Here is a 17,066-nt window from a genome sequence, read left to right on the forward strand (position 1 = left end):
CTGCCGGACCGCTGGCCCTCAGCCCTTGGCCCTCAGCCCTTGGCCCTCAGCCCTTGGCGCGCAGGACCCGCTGGCGTGCGACGGCGTCGGCGGGCCAAGCCGGCCGCGGATCGACCTCACCGGGCATCAGAGTGCGCGGCGCGACGCTGTCGCAGACCTCGCGCTGGCGGATGATCACCGGGTTGCCGAACTCGTCCCGCCGGCGGACCAGGCCGCCGTCCCGGCAGTAGCCGGCGATGGCCGCCTGTCCGTTGCGGCGGCCGTACGGGTTCGCCGCAACCGGCGGATGCTCGATCACCAGCGTGTCGGTGTGGTTGAGCGAGCGTTCGATATAGGTGGTCTCGCCGACCGGCAGGGACTGGGCCCCGGCCTGCGCGAGGGTGGCCATCAAGCAGGCGGCCGAGAGGGCGAGCGGGCGCATCACGACTTCAGGATCCGGCTCTGGAGGACTGACCGAATCTTATCTAGGCCGGCATTGCGCCCAGGAATAGCGCCGATGGGCAACACCGCGCCCGGATCGCTTGACAGCTTGGGGGCCGCCATGGTCGGAACACCGCCGATTGTACGGCTCCCGCCGGTCCGCGGCCGGAGCGTTCCGAAGGGATCGGTGGTGCCGCTTCACGCGAGGCTCGTTCGTTTCCGGCGCGCTGCCCGGCGCGTCGCGCTGCCGGTGTTTGTGGCTCTCGTCGCGTCGGCGCTCTCATCCGCGGGGCCGGCCGCGGCCCAGGGCATGGTCCGTAAGACCTTCGACGACTGGCAGCTCCGCTGCGAGACGCCGGCCGGCGCGAAGGCCGAGCAATGCGCCCTCGTGCAGTACCTCGCCGCCGAGGACCGCCCGAACCTGACGCTCGTGGTCATCGTCCTGAAGACCGCCGACAACCGCGGCTATCTGCTGCGCGTGGTGGCACCGCTGGGCGTGCTCCTGCCCTCGGGGCTCGGTCTCAAGATCGACCAGACCGACATCGGCCGCGCCGGGTTTGTCCGCTGCCTGACTACCGGATGCGTGGCCGAGGTGGTGATGGACGATGGCCTGATCCGACAGTTCAAGAACGGCTCGCAGGCGACCTTCATCGTGTTCCAGACGCCCGAGGAGGGCGTCGGCATCCCGCTCTCGATGAAGGGCTTCGCGGCTGGGTTCGACAGCCTGAAATGACGATGCCGCTCGGGAGCCGCGCGATGGTCGGACGTCGGGGAGGATCTCAACTGGAGTTTGCTCGGACGCGGTGGCGCGCCCTGATGCGATCCGGTGCGGCCCTCGCCTTGGCCACCGCCCTCGGGACGGTCCCGGCCCGCGCCGCGGAGGGCAACGTCTTCACCAACCTGTTCAAGTTCGGCGGCACGACGGTGCCACCCTCGCAGCCCGAGAGCCTGGAGCCGGCCTATTGTCCGCCGGTGGAGGTCGCCGAGGGGGCGGCCGCCTCGCGCACCCTCGCCGGCGAGACCGTGCGCACGCAGTTCTCCCTCGGCCGCCTCGCCCGGGAGTGCACCCGCCGTCAGGACGGGTCGATTACCGTCAAGACCGGCGTCGAGGTGAACGTCCTCCTGGGACCGGCGGGAGCGCCCGGCCGGTTCGATGTCCCGGTCACGTTCCAGATCCGGCATGACGGCAAGACGGTGACGAGCCGCGTCGAGCGCGCCAGCGTGGTCGTCGGGCCCGGTGAGGCGCAGGGCTTCGCCACCATCGTCGCCGACGAGTTGCTCGTCCCGGCCGCCATGACGGCGGATTACGATATCGCCGTGGGCGTCGGCGCCGGAAAGGGGGCGCGAAGCCCGCCGCGAAGCCGCGCCGGCGGAAGCCGGCGGTGGCAGCGGCGCCCGCCGGCGGAGGCGACGCTGCCCAGTGACGCCGCGGCGCGCCTCGGCGAACCGATTGCCCTGACGGCGGCCGGTCGCGGCCGGCTCTGGCTCGGGCGCGCGGCCAGCTTCCGCCTGGAGCCGACGGATGATCCGGTCTTCGATCGACGCCTCGTCCTTCCGGACGCCGCGGCCGGCTGGATCGTGCTGAGCTACGGCGGAGATTCGGCGACCGCGCGGCGCCCGATCCTGCGCATCCTGCGCGGCTCCGACCTTGCGCCTCAGGATTTCATCCTTCCGGGCGCGTCCCAGGGCGTCGGGCACTGGCTCGGCCTCATCCCGCGCGACGCGCGGGAGATCCGCCTCTGTGCCGGTCCCGACTTCGCGCTGGAGCGGGTGGGGCTTCGCCGCGAGGCCGCGGTGCTCGCGCAATGCCTCGTGAAACGTCCGTGGCGCTTCGTCGGCGCGCTTTACGAGCGGGTTCGCGGCTCGGAACGACGCTACCGCGACACGCTGCGGGGTGCCTGCGCGGTGACGCCGATGGCGCAGTTCCCGTCCTGGATCGCGGCGCGGGCCCGCCCGGCCCGGATCCCGCCGACGGGGCTGCGGATCCGCTGCCTCGTTCTCGCAGGACCGGGCGACGCGGCGCTGCTGACCGCCACGCTGGACGCGCTCGCGGCGCAGACGCAGCGCGCGACGGCCATCTCGGTCGGTTGGGACGGCGACGCGCCGGACGCTGCGGACGCCCGGGCCCTTCACCGGGCCTGGGATGAGCGCGCGTCCCCGGATGCGCTGATCGCCGATGCCGACGCCCTCTGCCTCCTCCGCGCCGGCGATCGTCCGGAACCCGAGGCCCTGGCGCAACTGGCACACGCGATCCGGGGCGCGGACCTCGCCTACGGCGATGCCGTCGGGCAGGACGGAGGGCCGCGCCTGAAGCCGGATTGGAGCCCGGATCTCGCCCTGGCAACGGGCTATGCGGGACGGCCCCTGCTGGTGACGCGCGCCTTTCTCGCCGCGTCGGGCCCGCGGTCGCCCGGTCCGCACGCGGAGGCGATCCTCGCCGTCGAGGTCGCCGCCGCCGCGGCGCGCGCGCGGGTTGCCCACGTGCCGCGCATCCTTGCCCGCACCGTCGATGATGCGCGCGACGGAAGCCTGCGGGCGAACGCGCTCAACCGCCGGCTTGAGGAGGCCGGTGTTCCGGTCCGCGCCGTGCCGCGCCAAGGGTCTGTCCGGCTGGACTGGCCCCTGCCGCAGCCGGCGCCGACGGTCAGCGTCGTGATCCCCTCGCGCGACCGGCTCGACCTGATCGCGCGCGTCTGCCGCGGCGTCCTGCACGAGACGGCCTATTCCCCGATCGAGCTGGTCATCGTCGACAACGGGTCGACGGACCCCGGCGTGCTCGCCCATTACGAGACGCTGCGCGGCGACTCGCGGGTGCGCATCCGCATCGACCCACAGCCCTTCAACTTCGCCGCGATGGTCAATGCCGGTGTGGCCGAGGCATCGGGCTCGATCGTCGTCCTGCTCAACAACGACGTGGCGGTGCTGGAGCCCGGCTGGCTGGAGGGGATGGTCCGGCAGGCGTGCCGGCCGGAGGTGGGAGCCGTGGGCGCCAAGCTCCTCTACGGCGACGGAACCCTGCAGCACGCCGGCGTCGTGGTCGGGCTTGGCGGTCGGGCGGGTCACATCCTGCGGCGGCGCCCGGGCGACACGCCGGGCCATCTCGGGCGGCTGCGCGTGGCGCACGAGGTCTCGGCGGTGACCGCCGCCTGCCTCGCCGTGTCGCGGGAGAAGTACCTGGCGGTGGGCGGCTTCGATGCCGAAGCTTTTCCGGTCGATTTCAACGACGTGGATTTCTGCCTGCGGCTCGGCGCGGCCGGCTGGAAGACGATCTGGACCCCCGACGCGACGCTCGCGCATCTCGAATCCGTCAGCCGCGGCCCCTCCGTCGGTGCGAAGCGCGCCCGTTTCGAGCAGGAGGCAGCCCGGTTCTCCGAGCGCTGGCGCGACGCGATCCGCCACGACCCCTTCTACCATCCCGCCCTGTCGCTCACGACGTTCGGCGAGGATCTGGAATGAGGCCGGATGCCGGTCGGGACCTGCATCTCGGCGCGTCGCGGCGGTCCTGGCCCGGGCTGGTGGCGGCGGCGCGCCATGTCGTGGGACAGCCCCGGGAGGCGGGGGCGATCCTCTGGGCGCGGCTGACCGGCAAACGGCTGCGGGCTCGCCAGAAGTGCGCGGCCCTCGTGGGGATCGACCACCGCCTCACGCTGCCGGCGCGGTGTCTCGCCCGCTTCCCGCTGGCGACGGGCGAACCGGACGGCGATATCCGCCTGATCGGCGACGGCGCCCTCGTGGCCGGCGCGCCGGAGCGGATCGCCGCGGCCTTCGCGGCCGATCCCGATCTCCACGCCGTCTACGGCGATGCGCTGGTCCGGGAGCGGCCGGGCGGCCCGGTTCTGCCGCTGCTCCCGCCGGTCTTCGACGCCGACCGCCTCGTCGCCTTCGACTATCTCGGTCCCATCCTGGCCTGTCGGCGCGCGTCCCTCGACGCGGGCGCCGATCCGGTCAGCCCGGCCGACGCCGCCTTCCGCATCGCCGAGCGGTACGGCCCGCGCGCCGTCGGCCATCTGCCGGAGATCCTGGCGATCGGCGGATCTGGGGCGGACCGAGCCGCGGCGCCCGCAGGGGATGGGCGGCGCGCGCAGCACCATGGCGTGGTGCGCGCCCATCTCGACCGGACCGGCCGCCGCGACACACGCCTCGTCGCGGCGGGCGGTCTCCTGCAGGCGGAGAGCCCGCTCCCCGATCCGCGACCGCTCGCCAGCGTGATCGTCCCGACCCGGGACCGCCTCGACCTGCTCCGCCCCTGCCTCGACAGCCTCCGGCGCTGCACCGACTGGCCGAACCTCGAGATCCTCGTCTGCGACAACGACAGCCGGGAGCCGGAAACCCTCGCCTACCTGCGCGCCCTGGAAGGGGAGGGGCGGGGGCACGTCGTGCCCTGTCCCGGGCCGTTCAACTTCGCCGCCATGAACAACGCCGCCGCCGCGCGGGCCCGGGGCCGGCTGCTGGTCTTCGTCAACAACGACGTCGAGGCGTTCCGTCCCGACTGGCTGGCCCGCATGGCCCGCGAGGCGCTGCGCCCCGAGGTCGGCGCCGTGGGCGCCAAGCTCCTCGACGGCGCGGGTCGGATCCAGCACGGCGGAATCGTGCTCGGTACGGGCGGCTTCGTCACTCACGGCCACCGCCATTTCCCGGGCGATGCCGCCGGCTACCTCGCCGCCCTGCGCGGCACCCACGCGGTCTCGGCGGTGACGGCCGCCTGCCTCGCGGTCGAGGCGGAGAAGTTCCGGGCGGTCGGCGGCTTCGACGCGGCGGTCTTCGCCGTCGACTTCAACGACGTCGATCTCTGTCTCCGCCTGAACGCGACCGGCTACCGCACGCTTCTGGTTCCGGAGGCAGTCCTGCACCACCGCGAGGCGGCGAGCCGCCGCTGGACCCCGGAGGCCCGTGCCCGGCACGCGCGCGAGATCGCCGCGCTGAAAGTACGATGGGGGCCGCTGCTGGTGCAGGACCCCCATTATCACCCGGCTTTCGACCCGGAGCTCTCGACCCACGCGCGGCTGCGCCGCGGCTTCCCGGCGGCCGGGCCGGCGCCCCTGCGCCGCCCGCCCGCCTGAACGGCCTACTGGACGAGGCGCGGGCCGCCGCCCTGGACCTTCTCATTCTCCGACATGATCCCGAGCCGCTTGGCGACCTCCGTGTAGGCCTCGATCAGGCCGCCGAGGTCCTTGCGGAACCGGTCCTTGTCGAGCTTGTCCGACGACTTGATGTCCCACAGCCGGCACGAATCCGGGGAGATCTCGTCGGCCACGACGATGCGCATCATGTCGCCTTCCCAGAGGCGGCCGGTCTCCATCTTGAAGTCCACGAGCCGGATCCCGACGCCGAGGAAGAGGCCGGACAGGAAGTCGTTGACGCGGATCGCCAGCGCCATGATGTCGTCGATCTCCTGGGGCGTCGCCCAGCCGAAGGCGGTGATGTGCTCCTCGGAGACCATCGGGTCGTTGAGCGCATCGTTCTTGTAGTAGAACTCGATGATCGAGCGCGGCAGCTGGGTGCCTTCCTCCAGACCCAGCCGTGTGGCGAGCGACCCGGCCGCAACGTTGCGTACCACCACCTCGAGCGGGATGATCTCGACCTCGCGGATGAGCTGCTCGCGCATGTTCAGCCGGCGGATGAAGTGTGTCGGCACGCCGATGTCGTTGAGGTGCTGGAAAACGAACTCGGAGATCCGGTTGTTCAGCACGCCCTTGCCGTCGATGACCTCGTGCTTCTTCGCGTTGAAGGCCGTCGCGTCATCCTTGAAGTGCTGGATGAGCGTGCCGGGCTCGGGCCCCTCGTAGAGGACCTTCGCCTTGCCCTCGTAGATGCGACGGCGGCGGTTCATAGGCGTGTACCGTGGTTTGAGGAAGTCCATGGGCCGAGGCTCCTGATGCGCGACGATGGGGAGGAATCCGCGGCGCGGCGACCGGACGCGAGGTCGGGCAGCCGGACGGCCTCTGCCCGACGGCCCCGGCGACCGGGCGCCAAACTAGCCGAACCGGGCTGCCAGCACAACGCGTTAGCCCGCGGGGCGGGATTGCGGACGGCGCCCCGTACGTGCCCGGAACTCCCTCACGCCGTCGTCTTCGACGGGTATCGGCAGAGGTCGGCGATGGGGCAGCGCGGGCATTCGGGCTTGCGCGCCTTGCAGGTGTAGCGGCCGTGCAGAATCAGCCAGTGATGGGCATGCAGGCGGTAGGCTTCCGGCACGATCGCCTCCAAGCCCGCCTGCACCTTGTCGGTGGTCGCGCCGAGGAACAGCGGGATGCGGTTCGAGACCCGGAAGATATGGGTGTCGACGGCGATCCGCGGCACCCCGAAGGCGATGTTCAGCACGACGCTCGCCGTCTTGGCGCCGACGCCGGGAAGCACCTGAAGCGCCTCCAGGCTCGCCGGAACCGCGCCGCCGTGCTCCTCCAAGAGGATGCGCGAGAGCGCGACGACGTTCTTCGCCTTGGTGTTGAACAGGCCGATCGTCCGCACGAAGTCGCGGACCCGCTCCTCGCCGAGCGCCAGCATCCTCTCGGGCGTGTCGGCGACCGCGAAGAGCGGGCCGGTCGCGAGGTTGACGCCGCGGTCGGTGGCCTGGGCGGAGAGCACCACGGCGACGAGGAGCGTGAACGGGTTGACATAGTGCAGTTCGCCCTTCGGCTCTGGCTCGGCTGCCTGGAATCGGCGGAAGATCTCCGCGAGGGTCGCGGTGTCCACCGCCTGGGGAGCTGTCACCACCTGTGCGGTGACGGCTGGCTGGATCGGGCCGCCGAGGCGGGCCGCGGCGGGCCCCTTCGACGACCCCGCCGACGGCGTCGCGGAGCGGCGGCTGGCGCGATCCGTCACGGCAGACGGTGGCTTTCTGGCGGGCATGCGCGCGTTATATGGATCGTATGGCGAGCGGCAATCCTTCCGTCCACCCGTACGGGCTCGATCCGGACACGATCGACCGACCGGTCTTCGCGGCGACCATCCGTCCCCACCAGTCCCTGAGCCGACGCGGCTTCCGCGTGGTCATGGTCGGCTGCTGCGCGGTCTCGCTCACGGTCTCGGTCTGGGCCTGGCGCATGGGCTTCTGGCCGGTGGCCGGCTTCTTCGGCCTCGACATGCTGGCGATCTACGCGGCGCTGAAGGTCAGCTTCCGCCGCGGACGCTCCTTCGAGGAGGTGATGATTTCCCAGATCGAGATCCTCCTCGCCCGGGTCAGCCACCGGGGAGAGCGGCGCGAGTGGCGGTTCAACCCCCTCTGGACCAAGCTCGAGACCGTCGAGGACGACGAGTACGGCCTCCAGCGCCTGACTTTGGTCTCGCGCCGTCAGCAGGCCCTCGTGGCCCGGGATGCCGGGCCGGAAGAGCGGGCCCGGGTGGCGCACGGTCTCGGCGAGGCGCTCAAGCAGGTGAAGAAGGGCTACTGACACGCCGCGTCGGGACGGCCCTGCAATGTCACGGCAAGGCGTCACACGCCCGTCGCGACCCTGCGACAGAAAAAATGCTTCGCACCGCAGCAACCCTGTTGACGGGCCATCTGAGTGTCCGTATACCCCGGCTCATCGGCGCCGGCCGCGGAAGTGGACCGGGCGCTGAGCCATCTTCTGACAAGCGGGCGGGCTGGCCGGCGGGATTGCCGGGCGGCCAGCCCGGAGCCGAGATGGCCGCCGGTGATCGAGACCGCGTCGATCATCTCGGCCCGCACCGCGTCCGCCACCGCCTGCAGCTCCGACTCCGGAAGACCGCGCAACGCAGCAGGGTTCGGGATACGATCCAGCAACGCCGATTGCTCAGGTGATAGGGCCAATGATCGCATCCGCTCGTTCGAGTCTGGCGACAGCCCCGTCACGCGGTACGACTGTCGCAACGACGGCACCCAGGGACGCGCGTTCATGCTAGAAGCCGCCCGGCCGTCGCTGTCATGATAGTGCCAGTTACGGATGATCGGCCGCGCGATCAATGTCGGGCCGGCGTTTTTTTCGCTTTCGTGCCCTTACCGCCACAAGAGGTCCGCCTTTGAGTCCGGCTCGTCTGTGCACAATCCTGCTGGCGCTCGCGATTACGGGAAACAGCCAAGCCTATGCCGGCCCGCGGTTGCCGGACGGCAACCTCGACTTCCTCTGCAACTTCCTGGGCGATTGCCCGGCGCGCGTTTCGCCGGGCGGACCCGACCGCGATTCGCGGCCCTTCACCGGCAGCCTCGGCCGGCCCTGCGCGTGGCGGGACCGTCCGACGCCGGAGGGCGTGCGGCGGGTGCGCGTGTGCTGGTGAGGCAGGCCCGGAGGGTCATGGCCGCAGCCTGCATGCTGGTGGTGCTCGGGGCCGCCCAGGTCCGAGGGGACGAGATCTGCCCGGCTCATTTCGCCGACGGACGGCTGCCGGTCCTGATCAATGCCAAGCTCGCGGCGCGGACCATCCCGCTGTGCTTCGAGGCCTTCGCGGTGCTCGATTCCGGGGTGACACGCACGCCGCTCTACTCCGCCGAGCACCTCACGCGGGCGAGCGTCGCGGCCGCCCGGACGGTGGCGCGGGATGACTCTTTCCACGAGGAGATGCGGCTGCCGGCCGATGGACGCGCCTCGCTCGAGGACTACGTCCGAAGCGGCTTCGACCGCGGTCATCTGGCACCGGCCGGCGACATGCCGACGGTGAGCGCCCAGGCCGAGTCCTTCAGCCTCGCCAATATCGTTCCCCAGAACCGGGTGCTGAACCGCGGCCTCTGGTCCGACATCGAGGAGAGCACGCGGCGCCTGGCGAGCCGGCGCGGCTCGATCTTCGTGGTGACCGGCGTGATTTTCTCCGGGGACGCGGTTCAGCAGATCAAGGGCGGCGTTCTGGTTCCGACTCTATTGTTCAAGGCGCTCTATGACCCCGCGAGCGGCGAGGCCGGCGCCTACCTCGCCCGGAACGACGACACGAAGGACTGGCGCGCAGTCTCGATCGACGACCTGACCCGGGAAGCGGGGATCGACGTGTTCCCCGCCCTCCCCGCCGCGGCACGAACCGCGGCGATGAACCTGCCGGAACCCCACGCCTTCACGCGCGGAGACGAGCGCCGCCCGCGACAGGAGCAGTCGTGGCAGGACTGGCTGCAGCGGGAAGGAAGCCGCGCCCTGCGCAAGATCATCCGCGACCTCCTGCATGCGCTCTTCTGAGAGGCCCCATGACCGAGGACAAACGCCGGCGCAAGGCGTCGGCCGGGACAGGCGGAGGAGGTTCCTTCGAGCCCTTCGCGGATGCGGCCGGCGCGCGCACCATCGGCGCCCTCTCCTTCGAGAACGGCACCGACCGGATCGCCCTGCACGGGTCCCTCGACCTGATGCGGGACAAGGCCGGCCTCGCTCAGGCACGCCTGCTCAAGCAGACGATCGACGCCATCGTGGCGGTCCTGGAGGCCGGCGACCTGCCCGAGACGGTGGCCGAGGCCGCCGACGACGCGCCGACTTCGGTTCCCAATCCCTTCGCGTAAGTGGCCGCGGCACCTGCGCCACCGTCCGCCAGCCTTGCCGCTGCCCTGCGGGGCTGATACTCGGTCGGCGTCATTCTATATCGTGAGGAAAGCGCGTACAGGACGAGGGCTCAGGGCCCCGCGCCTGCCCCGTGCCGCTGGCACGCACCGCGCAATCCCGCACACCACGCCGAGGACGATCCGCGATGGCTCGCGAATTCATCTACCACATGCGGGGCCTGACGAAGGCCTATACCGGCGGCAAGAAGGTCCTGGATAGCGTCAACCTGTCCTTCTACCCCGATGCCAAGATCGGCGTGCTCGGCATCAACGGCGCCGGCAAGTCGACCCTGCTCAAGATCATGGCAGGCATCGACAAGGATTTCACCGGCGACGGCTGGGTCGCGCAGGGCGCGCGCGTCGGCTACCTGCCGCAGGAACCCCAGCTCGATCCGAACAAGTCGGTGCGCGAGAACGTCATGGAGGGCGTGGCCGAGAAGCAGGCCATGCTCGACCGCTACAACGAACTCGCCATGAACTACTCGGAGGAGACCGCCGACGAGATGACCGAGCTCCAGGACCGGATCGAGTCCCTGGGCCTCTGGGAGCTCGACTCGAAGGTCGATCAGGCCATGGAGGCCCTGGGCTGCCCGAGCGACGAGCAGCCGGTCGCCACGCTCTCGGGCGGCGAGCGCCGCCGCATCGCGCTCTGCCGCCTGCTCCTGTGGGAGCCGGAGTTGCTCCTGCTCGACGAGCCGACCAACCACCTCGACGCCGAGACGGTGAACTGGCTCGAAGGCCACCTGCGCCAGTATCCGGGCGCGATCCTGATCGTGACCCACGACCGCTACTTCCTCGACAACGTCACGAGCTGGATCCTGGAGCTCGACCGCGGCAAGGGCATCCCGTACGAGGGCAACTACTCGGCCTGGCTGGTTCAGAAGCAGAAGCGCCTGGAGCAGGAGGGCCGCGAGGACATGGCCCGGCAGCGCTCCATCGCCCGCGAGCAGGAGTGGATCGCCGCCTCGCCGAAGGCCCGCCAGTCGAAGTCGAAGGCGCGCATCACGCGCTACGAGGAGCTGGTCGCCAAGCAGCAGCAGAAGGTCGATGCCGCGGCCCAGATCGTCATCCCGATCGACGAGCGGCTCGGCAACAACGTCATCGAGTTCGAGAACCTCAGCAAGGCGTTCGGCGACCGGCTGCTGATCGAGGACCTCTCGTTCAAGCTGCCGCCGGGCGGCATCGTCGGGGTGATCGGCCCGAACGGGGCCGGCAAGACCACCCTGTTCAAGATGATCACCGGCCAGGAGAAGCCCGATAGCGGCAAGATCGATATCGGCGAGACGGTCAAGCTCGGCTATGTCGACCAGTCGCGCGACGCCCTCGATCCGAACGCCACGGTCTGGCAGGAGGTCTCGGGCGGCAACGACATCATCTATTTCAACAAGCGCGAGATCAATTCGCGCGCCTATTGCGCGGCCTTCGCGTTCAAGGGGCCTGACCAGCAGAAGAAGGTCGGCACCCTCTCGGGCGGCGAGCGCAACCGCGTGCACCTCGCCCGCACCCTGAAGGGCGGCGCCAACGTGCTGCTCCTCGATGAGCCGACCAACGACCTCGACATGGAGACTCTGCGCGCCCTCGAGGACGCGCTGGAGGATTACGCCGGCTGCGCGGTCATCATCAGCCACGATCGCTGGTTCCTGAACCGCATCGCCACCCACATCCTCGCCTTCGAGGGCGACAGCCACGTCGAGTGGTTCGAGGGCAACTTCTCCGACTACGAGGCCGACAAGGTGCGCCGGCTCGGAGCGGATTCGATCATGCCGAAAAAGATCAAGTACAAGCGGTTCTCGCGCTGATCGCCGCGGCCGGGAGGTCGATCGCGTCCTCCCGGGTTCGATTCAGCCCAGGCGTCCCCGCGCCTCCGCGAGGATCGCCGACAGGCTCTGCGCGAGCGGGATCGCCGGCGTCCACCCGGTGGCGGCAGAGAAGGCGCCCGGGTCGCAGCCCTCGCTACGCACGCCGGCCGACCGAACCCGGTCGGCGGCGACCCGGACCGTGAAGGCCGTGCCCGTCAGCGTCCGCAGGGCGTCGAGGATCTCTGCGACCGGTGTCACCACGCCCGACCCGACATTGTAGATGCCGCCGTCGGGCAGGTCGTCGATCCGCTCGATCACCCGCAGGCAGGCCGCGGTGAGGTCGGCCACGTCGAGGAAGTCGCGCCCGGCGGAAAGATCGCCCACCTCCAGGACGGGCGGGGCCAGCCCGCGCTCGATACGGGCGATCTGCCCGGCGAAGGAGGCGACCACGAAGGTCTCGCTCTGCTGGGGTCCGATATAGTTCGACGGCCGCAGCACGAGGTGCTTCACGCCGGCATTGGCCAGCACGTCGCGCAGGATGTACTCGCAGGCGTTCTTGGTCCGACCGGAGATGGTATCGGGCCGCGGCGTCACGGCCTCGTCGGGGCGCGCGCGGTCCCGGAAGGCCTCGCCGTAGACGACGGTCGCACTCAGGAACACCAGGGTGGCGCGGGTCCTGGCCACCGCCTCGGCGAGGTTGAGCGTCCCGAGAAGGTCCGCCCGCCACGCGTAGGATGGCGTCTCGCTCGACTGCGCCACCGAGGCCAGGGCCGCCAGGTGGAAGACGACGGTCGGGTCGAAGGCCGTCACCGCCTCCGCCAGCCTGTCGGCCTCGAACGGGTCGAGGTCGAGGAAGATCACGCCGTCGAGGTCTGGCTGCGCGCGCCGGTCGATGCCGAGGATGCGGCTGCCGGTCGGAAGACCGTGCCGGAGCGCCTCGAGCAGGCGCCGGCCGAGATAGTCTCCGGCTCCGGTGACGAGGACGCGCATGAACCCTGCCCCTGCCCGGCGTGGTCGGCGAAAGCCGGGTTCGATCCGTCGCGTCTATACCGGGCACAGCTGCGATGCGAGGGTCTGAGCGCGCCGGGCGCGCCGGGCGCGCGATCTGGATTCCGTCGACACTTGAACAAAGGCGCGTGATCGGCGCAGTCTCCTGCGGCACGTGCCGCGCATCGCGCTATGTTGCAGTGCGGTCGGCCGCCGAAGGTGTCGGCTGGCGAACAGCGCGGTGATGGGCTGAGTGGCGACCACCGAGGAACTCGAACGGCCCACGGCCGCAGGCCGGCCCGCGTCAGAGCCGCGCCCCACCAAGCCGGTCCGCGACGCGCGGGTCGACGTGCTGCGCGGCTTCGCGCTGCTGACGATCTTCGTCGACCACATCCCCCGCAACGTCCCGGCCCTGTTCACCCTGCACAATTTCGGCTTTTCGGACGCGGCCGAGATCTTCGTGCTGCTGGCGGGCTACTCGTCGATGATCGCCTATGGCGGCCTGTTCCACCGCTCCGGCATCCGCACGACTCTCATCCGCATCGCGCGGCGCTGCCTGCGGATCTACCTGTTTCAGGCGGGCCTGCTGCTCGCCACCCTGGTCATCGTCCGGATCTGGATGGATCTCACCGGCCTGACGCCACGCTTCGGCGTGGCGCCGCTGATCCAGATGGGATTGCTGCCGGGCCTTCTGCGCGGGCTCGCGCTCAATGCGCTGCCGAACTACCTCGACATCCTGCCGCTCTACATCCTGCTGCTGGCACTGTTCCCGCTGGTCTATTTCGGGATCCGCCGCGGGATCTGGGGGGTGCTGGCTCTGTCGGGCACCGTGTGGCTTACTGCCAACCTCGATCATCAGTTGAACCTGCCGAACGCCGCGGCGGTGGATGACGGATGGTACTTCAACCCGTTCGCGTGGCAATTCCTGTTCGTGATCGGCGCCGCCCTTGCGGTGGCGGTCCGCGCCGGGAACGGGCTCCTGCCGTGGCGGGGCTGGGCTGCAGCGATCGCCGCAGCCTACCTGGCGTTCGCGCTGCTTCAGGGCGGCTCGTGGTCCGATTGGGGGCTGCCCGATCTCAAGCCGCTCGCGATCGGCGTCCCGGACAAGAGCCACGTCGGGCCCCTGCGCCTTCTGGACATCCTGGCCCTGTCCTACCTGCTGTTCAGCGCGCCGGCCGTGGCGCGCTTCTGCCGGCTCCCCTGGCTTCGGCTGGTCGATGCCTGCGGCCGCCACTCACTTGAGATCTTCGCGGCCGGCTGCTTGGCGGCGCTCATCGGCCGCATCCTCTACCGCACCTTCGACGCCACATGGCCGCTGCAGATCGCGGTCAACCTTGGCGGGCTCGCGGTAATGCTGGGGCTCGCCCATTGGCAGGATGTCCGCCTCAAGCGGCCGGCGGCTCCGGTGCCCGGCCGTCCCTGAACGGTCAAAGGATGGACTTGGCGGATGCCGCGCATGCGCCGCAAGGGCGACCTTCCCGAGAAGATCTGCGCTCAGTGCGGCCGCCCCTTCGCGTGGCGCAAGAAGTGGGAGCGCGTGTGGGACGAGGTGCGCTACTGTTCCGACCGGTGCCGTGACGAGGCCCGGACGGCGCGCAGGCGCAGCGATGGACAGGCCTGAGACGGCCCGTCACGAGGGGCCGGCCCGCAGGGCTGCCAAGCCGGACGGCGTGTCGATGTCGAGGGCGGTGGCCGCATCACCAGGGATCTCCAGCACGTCGGCACGCCCCTTGAGGAGGGGCCCGGCGCCGTGATCGCCGCTCAGCCTCCCGATCTCGGGGGCGAGGCGGCGCAGGTTGAGGAGGACCGGGTTGCCGCGCCGTCCCGCCCGCACGGGTATCACGGCCGCCGGCTCGGCGGCGGCGCCCGCGAAGGCCGCGGCGAGGCCGTCGATATGGGCGGCCGTCACGCGGGGCATGTCGCCCAGCACCACCACGGCCCCAGCGCAGGAGGCCGGGAGCACCGCAAGGCCGGCCTGCAGCGACGAGGCGAGGCCGGACCGATAGTCCGGGTTCTCGACGCGGATCAGGTCCAGCCCGTCGAGCGCCGCAAGCACCGCCTCCGCGTGCGCCCCGAGCACGACCACCACGGGACGCGGACCGGCACCCAGCGCAGCCTCGGCGGCGTGGCGCACCAGCGGCTTGCCGTCGAGCCGCGCGAGGAGCTTCGGTTCCGGGCCGAAGCGGCTGCCGAGGCCCGCGGCGAGCAGGACCGTGCCGACCTCACGCATCCGCGTCGGGAACCTCGTCGTCGGGATCTCCTTCGGCTGTCTCGCCGCCGGCGCGGGGCTGCGGCCGGGAAATGATTTCCATCAGCAGGCCGCCGACGCCCAGCGCGACGATATCGGCCCGGGTGACAGGCAGATCCGCAAGGAGTCGGTGCAGGATCCAGTCGAAGCCGTTCTCCTTGGGCGAGCGCGCGCAGCCCGGCGCGCCGATCACCGGCACGTCCCCGCGGCTCCCGACGAGGAGCAGGTTGCCCGGATCGACCGGCATCCCGAGATGCGCGACCCGGCCGCCGGCGGCCTCGATGCCGGCCGGGATGACGTCGCGCCGATCGGCGATGGCCGAGGCGCCGAACACCACCACCAGATCGGCGCCGACGCCGTCGGTCGCCTCCGCGAGGGCCGCGGCAACCGCCGCATCCGCGTGCGCCACCCGGATGTCGGCGACGATCTCCGCACCGGCGGGGGCCAAGCGCTCGGCGAGCACGCGGTGCGTCTTGTCGATGGTCGCTTCCTTGAGGCTGGGGAGGCGGGTCGAGACCACACCCACCCGGCGCCGGCGATAGGGCGCGACCGCGAGGACGCCGCCCTCGGGCGCCGCCCTGCACGCGCGGTCCAGCACAGCGCCCGGCACGGCGTAGGGGATGATCTTCACGGTGGCGACCATCTCGCCCTCGACGACCGGCTTGAACCGCGGCAGGGTGGCGACCGTCACGGCCTCGTCCACGGCATTGACCGCATCGATCCGGGCCGGATCCAGGGTGAGCACGCCAGCGGTCCCGGCGAACAGGTTGCAGCGGCCGGTAAAGGGCGCCTCCGCGCGCAGATTCGGCCCGCGGAGATGGCTGGCTAGCCGCGCCGCAGCCGCGTTCTCGCCGACATCGCCCGGTTCCAGGACGGCCGCGACGATCTCGGCGAGGCCGCAGCGCGCGAGATCGCCCGCCACATCGCGGTCAATCACCGCGCCCTTCCGCAGGGTGATGCCGTCGCGCCGGACGGTGTGGGCGCTGATCAGCCCGGCGGCTTCCGCAACCGGGACGGAACCGAACCTCACGCGACCTCCGGACGGGGGACGCGGCGCAGGCAGGCCACGATCTCGGCCAGGACCGCGAGGGCGATCTCGGCGGGGCTCACCGCCCCGATGGCAAGCCCGATCGGCGCGTGGATCCGGCCGATCTGCTCCTGCGAGAACCCGGCTTCGGTGAGCCGCGCGACGCGGGCCGCGTGGGTCTTCCGCGAGCCGAGGGCCCCCACGTAGAAGCATCCCGCCGCGAGCGCGGCCATGAGCGCCGGATCGTCGATCTTGGGATCGTGAGTCAGCGCCGCGAGGGCGCAGTAGCGGTCGAGCGGCGGCACGCGGCTTCCCAGAACGGAATCCGGCCACTCGGCCACGAGTTCGATATCCGGGAAGCGCTCCGGCGTCGCGAAGGCGGTGCGCGGGTCGATGACCGTGAGGGCGAGGTCGAGCCCCGCCGCCATCGGCGCCAACGCCTGCGAGATGTGGACGGCGCCGATCACCACGAGCCGCACCGGCGGCACCTGCACGGTGAGGAACAGCGTCCGCCCCCCGGCTTCCACGAGGCCGCTCCTGGCCGAAGCGAGATGCTTTCCCAGCGTGTCGCCGAGCGGATCGGCGGGGATCTCGGCCTCGCGCACGAGGCGCTGGCTGCCGTCGGCGATGTCTGTGACGAGGATCGCGGCTCGCCGCGCCGTCCGTTCGGCGTTGAGCTTCTCCAGGATGTCGGCGCGCATCAGTCGACCCGCTCGACGAAGACCCGGATCCGGCCGCCGCAGGACAGGCCCGCCCGCCAGGCGGTCTCGTCGGCGACGCCGAATTCGAGAACGCGCGGCGCGCCGGCCTCGATCACTTCGATCGCCTCGGTGATCACCGCGCCCTCCACGCAGCCGCCGGAGACCGAGCCGAGGAAATTGCCCTCGCCGTCGACCACGAGATGGCTGCCGACGGGTCGCGGGGCCGATCCCCAGGTCTCGATCACGGTCGACAGCGCCACCGCGCGGCCGTCACGCCGCCAGGATTCGGCGGCGGCGAGGATGTTCGTATCGGTGCTGAGCATGGCCTCGAAGACCTTCGGCCGGCGGGCGCCCCCCGCGCCCTATCAGGTATGGCCCAGGCGGCGCGGTGCAAGGCGGCGGTGGCCCCCAA

The 17,066-nt window shown here is 71.1% G+C and carries 18 protein-coding genes and 1 pseudogene; 10 read left to right on the forward strand and 9 right to left on the reverse strand.

Features of this window, described 5'->3' with window-relative positions:
• Positions 1-46: 46 nt before the first annotated feature.
• The gene (locus MMSR116_RS30465; protein ID WP_039893476.1) at positions 47-421 is read right to left on the reverse strand and encodes a hypothetical protein; all 375 of its coding nucleotides are present in this window, start codon (positions 419-421) and stop codon (positions 47-49) included.
• Positions 422-607: 186 nt separating this feature from the next.
• Here MMSR116_RS30465 and MMSR116_RS30470 point away from each other — a divergent pair, with 186 nt between their 5' ends.
• The 3 genes from MMSR116_RS30470 (at position 608) to MMSR116_RS30480 (ending at position 5,480) form a co-directional block, all read left to right on the forward strand.
• On the forward strand, positions 608-1,153 hold the full coding sequence (locus MMSR116_RS30470; RefSeq protein ID WP_432419884.1) for an invasion associated locus B family protein: 546 nt from the start codon (positions 608-610) through the stop codon (positions 1,151-1,153).
• A gap of 845 nt (positions 1,154-1,998) precedes the next feature.
• Entirely contained in the window at positions 1,999-3,876 is a 1,878-nt protein-coding gene (locus tag MMSR116_RS30475; protein ID WP_010684689.1) for a glycosyltransferase, read from the forward strand.
• Positions 3,873-5,480 carry a glycosyltransferase gene (locus tag MMSR116_RS30480; protein ID WP_010684690.1) on the forward strand — a complete coding sequence of 536 codons (1,608 nt, stop codon included), beginning with the start codon at positions 3,873-3,875 and terminating at the stop codon, positions 5,478-5,480. The genes MMSR116_RS30475 and MMSR116_RS30480 overlap by 4 nt, the downstream gene beginning before the upstream one ends.
• A gap of 5 nt (positions 5,481-5,485) precedes the next feature.
• Here MMSR116_RS30480 and purC read toward each other — a convergent pair whose 3' ends face one another.
• Together purC and nth are read right to left on the reverse strand one after the other, a co-directional pair.
• Positions 5,486-6,280 (reverse strand): phosphoribosylaminoimidazolesuccinocarboxamide synthase, encoded by a 795-nt coding sequence (gene purC, locus MMSR116_RS30485; RefSeq protein ID WP_010684691.1) that lies wholly within the window; start codon positions 6,278-6,280, stop codon positions 5,486-5,488.
• A 197-nt stretch (positions 6,281-6,477) separates the two neighbouring features.
• Positions 6,478-7,269, reverse strand: coding sequence for an endonuclease III (gene nth, locus MMSR116_RS30490; RefSeq protein ID WP_010684692.1), 792 nt, complete (start codon positions 7,267-7,269; stop codon positions 6,478-6,480).
• Positions 7,270-7,289: 20 nt separating this feature from the next.
• Here nth and MMSR116_RS30495 point away from each other — a divergent pair, with 20 nt between their 5' ends.
• Complete coding sequence (locus MMSR116_RS30495) at positions 7,290-7,811, forward strand: DUF2244 domain-containing protein (protein WP_010684693.1); 522 nt, start codon at positions 7,290-7,292, stop codon at positions 7,809-7,811.
• A 218-nt stretch (positions 7,812-8,029) separates the two neighbouring features.
• Here the strand turns inward: MMSR116_RS30495 and MMSR116_RS32640 are convergent.
• Positions 8,030-8,200 (reverse strand): annotated as a pseudogene (locus tag MMSR116_RS32640) (1-deoxy-D-xylulose-5-phosphate synthase N-terminal domain-containing protein); the annotation flags it as partial.
• A gap of 200 nt (positions 8,201-8,400) precedes the next feature.
• Here MMSR116_RS32640 and MMSR116_RS30505 point away from each other — a divergent pair.
• From MMSR116_RS30505 to ettA, 4 genes are all read left to right on the forward strand, one after another.
• Complete coding sequence (locus MMSR116_RS30505) at positions 8,401-8,655, forward strand: hypothetical protein (RefSeq protein WP_158169245.1); 255 nt, start codon at positions 8,401-8,403, stop codon at positions 8,653-8,655.
• Between the two features lie 17 nt (positions 8,656-8,672).
• The gene (locus MMSR116_RS30510; protein WP_158169247.1) at positions 8,673-9,539 is read left to right on the forward strand and encodes a DNA/RNA non-specific endonuclease; all 867 of its coding nucleotides are present in this window, start codon (positions 8,673-8,675) and stop codon (positions 9,537-9,539) included.
• Between the two features lie 8 nt (positions 9,540-9,547).
• The gene (locus tag MMSR116_RS30515) at positions 9,548-9,853 is read left to right on the forward strand and encodes a hypothetical protein (RefSeq protein WP_158169249.1); all 306 of its coding nucleotides are present in this window, start codon (positions 9,548-9,550) and stop codon (positions 9,851-9,853) included.
• A gap of 185 nt (positions 9,854-10,038) precedes the next feature.
• Positions 10,039-11,691 carry an energy-dependent translational throttle protein EttA gene (gene ettA, locus MMSR116_RS30520; protein WP_158169252.1) on the forward strand — a complete coding sequence of 551 codons (1,653 nt, stop codon included), beginning with the start codon at positions 10,039-10,041 and terminating at the stop codon, positions 11,689-11,691.
• 42 nt (positions 11,692-11,733) lie between these two features.
• On the opposite strand, the gene MMSR116_RS30525 is transcribed toward ettA, so the two are convergent.
• Complete coding sequence (locus MMSR116_RS30525; RefSeq protein ID WP_158169254.1) at positions 11,734-12,681, reverse strand: NAD-dependent epimerase/dehydratase family protein; 948 nt, start codon at positions 12,679-12,681, stop codon at positions 11,734-11,736.
• A gap of 250 nt (positions 12,682-12,931) precedes the next feature.
• Here MMSR116_RS30525 and MMSR116_RS30530 point away from each other — a divergent pair, with 250 nt between their 5' ends.
• Together MMSR116_RS30530 and MMSR116_RS30535 are read left to right on the forward strand one after the other, a co-directional pair.
• Positions 12,932-14,101 carry an OpgC family protein gene (locus MMSR116_RS30530; protein WP_158169256.1) on the forward strand — a complete coding sequence of 390 codons (1,170 nt, stop codon included), beginning with the start codon at positions 12,932-12,934 and terminating at the stop codon, positions 14,099-14,101.
• A 24-nt stretch (positions 14,102-14,125) separates the two neighbouring features.
• Positions 14,126-14,299, forward strand: coding sequence for a DUF2256 domain-containing protein (locus MMSR116_RS30535; RefSeq protein ID WP_191991854.1), 174 nt, complete (start codon positions 14,126-14,128; stop codon positions 14,297-14,299).
• Between the two features lie 9 nt (positions 14,300-14,308).
• On the opposite strand, the gene MMSR116_RS30540 is transcribed toward MMSR116_RS30535, so the two are convergent.
• From MMSR116_RS30540 to MMSR116_RS30555, 4 genes are read right to left on the reverse strand one after another with little or no spacing between them, the layout of a single operon-like run.
• Positions 14,309-14,908 carry a nucleotidyltransferase family protein gene (locus MMSR116_RS30540; protein ID WP_158169258.1) on the reverse strand — a complete coding sequence of 200 codons (600 nt, stop codon included), beginning with the start codon at positions 14,906-14,908 and terminating at the stop codon, positions 14,309-14,311.
• Positions 14,901-15,956 (reverse strand): molybdopterin-binding protein, encoded by a 1,056-nt coding sequence (locus MMSR116_RS30545; protein ID WP_158169260.1) that lies wholly within the window; start codon positions 15,954-15,956, stop codon positions 14,901-14,903. The genes MMSR116_RS30540 and MMSR116_RS30545 overlap by 8 nt, the downstream gene beginning before the upstream one ends.
• Positions 15,953-16,654, reverse strand: coding sequence for an XdhC family protein (locus MMSR116_RS30550; RefSeq protein ID WP_158169262.1), 702 nt, complete (start codon positions 16,652-16,654; stop codon positions 15,953-15,955). Before MMSR116_RS30550 ends, MMSR116_RS30545 begins: the two co-directional genes overlap by 4 nt.
• Positions 16,654-16,977 (reverse strand): XdhC family protein, encoded by a 324-nt coding sequence (locus MMSR116_RS30555; RefSeq protein ID WP_158169264.1) that lies wholly within the window; start codon positions 16,975-16,977, stop codon positions 16,654-16,656. The genes MMSR116_RS30550 and MMSR116_RS30555 overlap by 1 nt, the downstream gene beginning before the upstream one ends.
• Between the last annotated feature and the right edge of the window lie 89 nt (positions 16,978-17,066).

The organism is Methylobacterium mesophilicum SR1.6/6, from assembly GCF_000364445.2.
GTDB classification, from domain to species: Bacteria; Pseudomonadota; Alphaproteobacteria; order Rhizobiales; family Beijerinckiaceae; genus Methylobacterium; species Methylobacterium mesophilicum_A.

Excerpts from the sequence above, each read along its gene's own strand:
- MMSR116_RS30465 (WP_039893476.1), bottom strand. The coding sequence starts at position 421 with ATGCGCCCGCTCGCCCTCTCGGCCGCCTGCTTGATGGCCACCCTCGCG.
- MMSR116_RS30480 (WP_010684690.1), top strand. The coding sequence starts at position 3,873 with ATGAGGCCGGATGCCGGTCGGGACCTGCATCTCGGCGCGTCGCGGCGG.
- purC (WP_010684691.1), bottom strand. The coding sequence starts at position 6,280 with ATGGACTTCCTCAAACCACGGTACACGCCTATGAACCGCCGCCGTCGC.
- nth (WP_010684692.1), bottom strand. The coding sequence starts at position 7,269 with ATGCCCGCCAGAAAGCCACCGTCTGCCGTGACGGATCGCGCCAGCCGC.
- MMSR116_RS30495 (WP_010684693.1), top strand. The coding sequence starts at position 7,290 with ATGGCGAGCGGCAATCCTTCCGTCCACCCGTACGGGCTCGATCCGGAC.
- MMSR116_RS30510 (WP_158169247.1), top strand. The coding sequence starts at position 8,673 with ATGGCCGCAGCCTGCATGCTGGTGGTGCTCGGGGCCGCCCAGGTCCGA.
- MMSR116_RS30515 (WP_158169249.1), top strand. The coding sequence starts at position 9,548 with ATGACCGAGGACAAACGCCGGCGCAAGGCGTCGGCCGGGACAGGCGGA.
- ettA (WP_158169252.1), top strand. The coding sequence starts at position 10,039 with ATGGCTCGCGAATTCATCTACCACATGCGGGGCCTGACGAAGGCCTAT.
- MMSR116_RS30525 (WP_158169254.1), bottom strand. The coding sequence starts at position 12,681 with ATGCGCGTCCTCGTCACCGGAGCCGGAGACTATCTCGGCCGGCGCCTG.
- MMSR116_RS30535 (WP_191991854.1), top strand. The coding sequence starts at position 14,126 with ATGCCGCGCATGCGCCGCAAGGGCGACCTTCCCGAGAAGATCTGCGCT.
- MMSR116_RS30540 (WP_158169258.1), bottom strand. The coding sequence starts at position 14,908 with ATGCGTGAGGTCGGCACGGTCCTGCTCGCCGCGGGCCTCGGCAGCCGC.
- MMSR116_RS30550 (WP_158169262.1), bottom strand. The coding sequence starts at position 16,654 with ATGCGCGCCGACATCCTGGAGAAGCTCAACGCCGAACGGACGGCGCGG.
- MMSR116_RS30555 (WP_158169264.1), bottom strand. The coding sequence starts at position 16,977 with ATGCTCAGCACCGATACGAACATCCTCGCCGCCGCCGAATCCTGGCGG.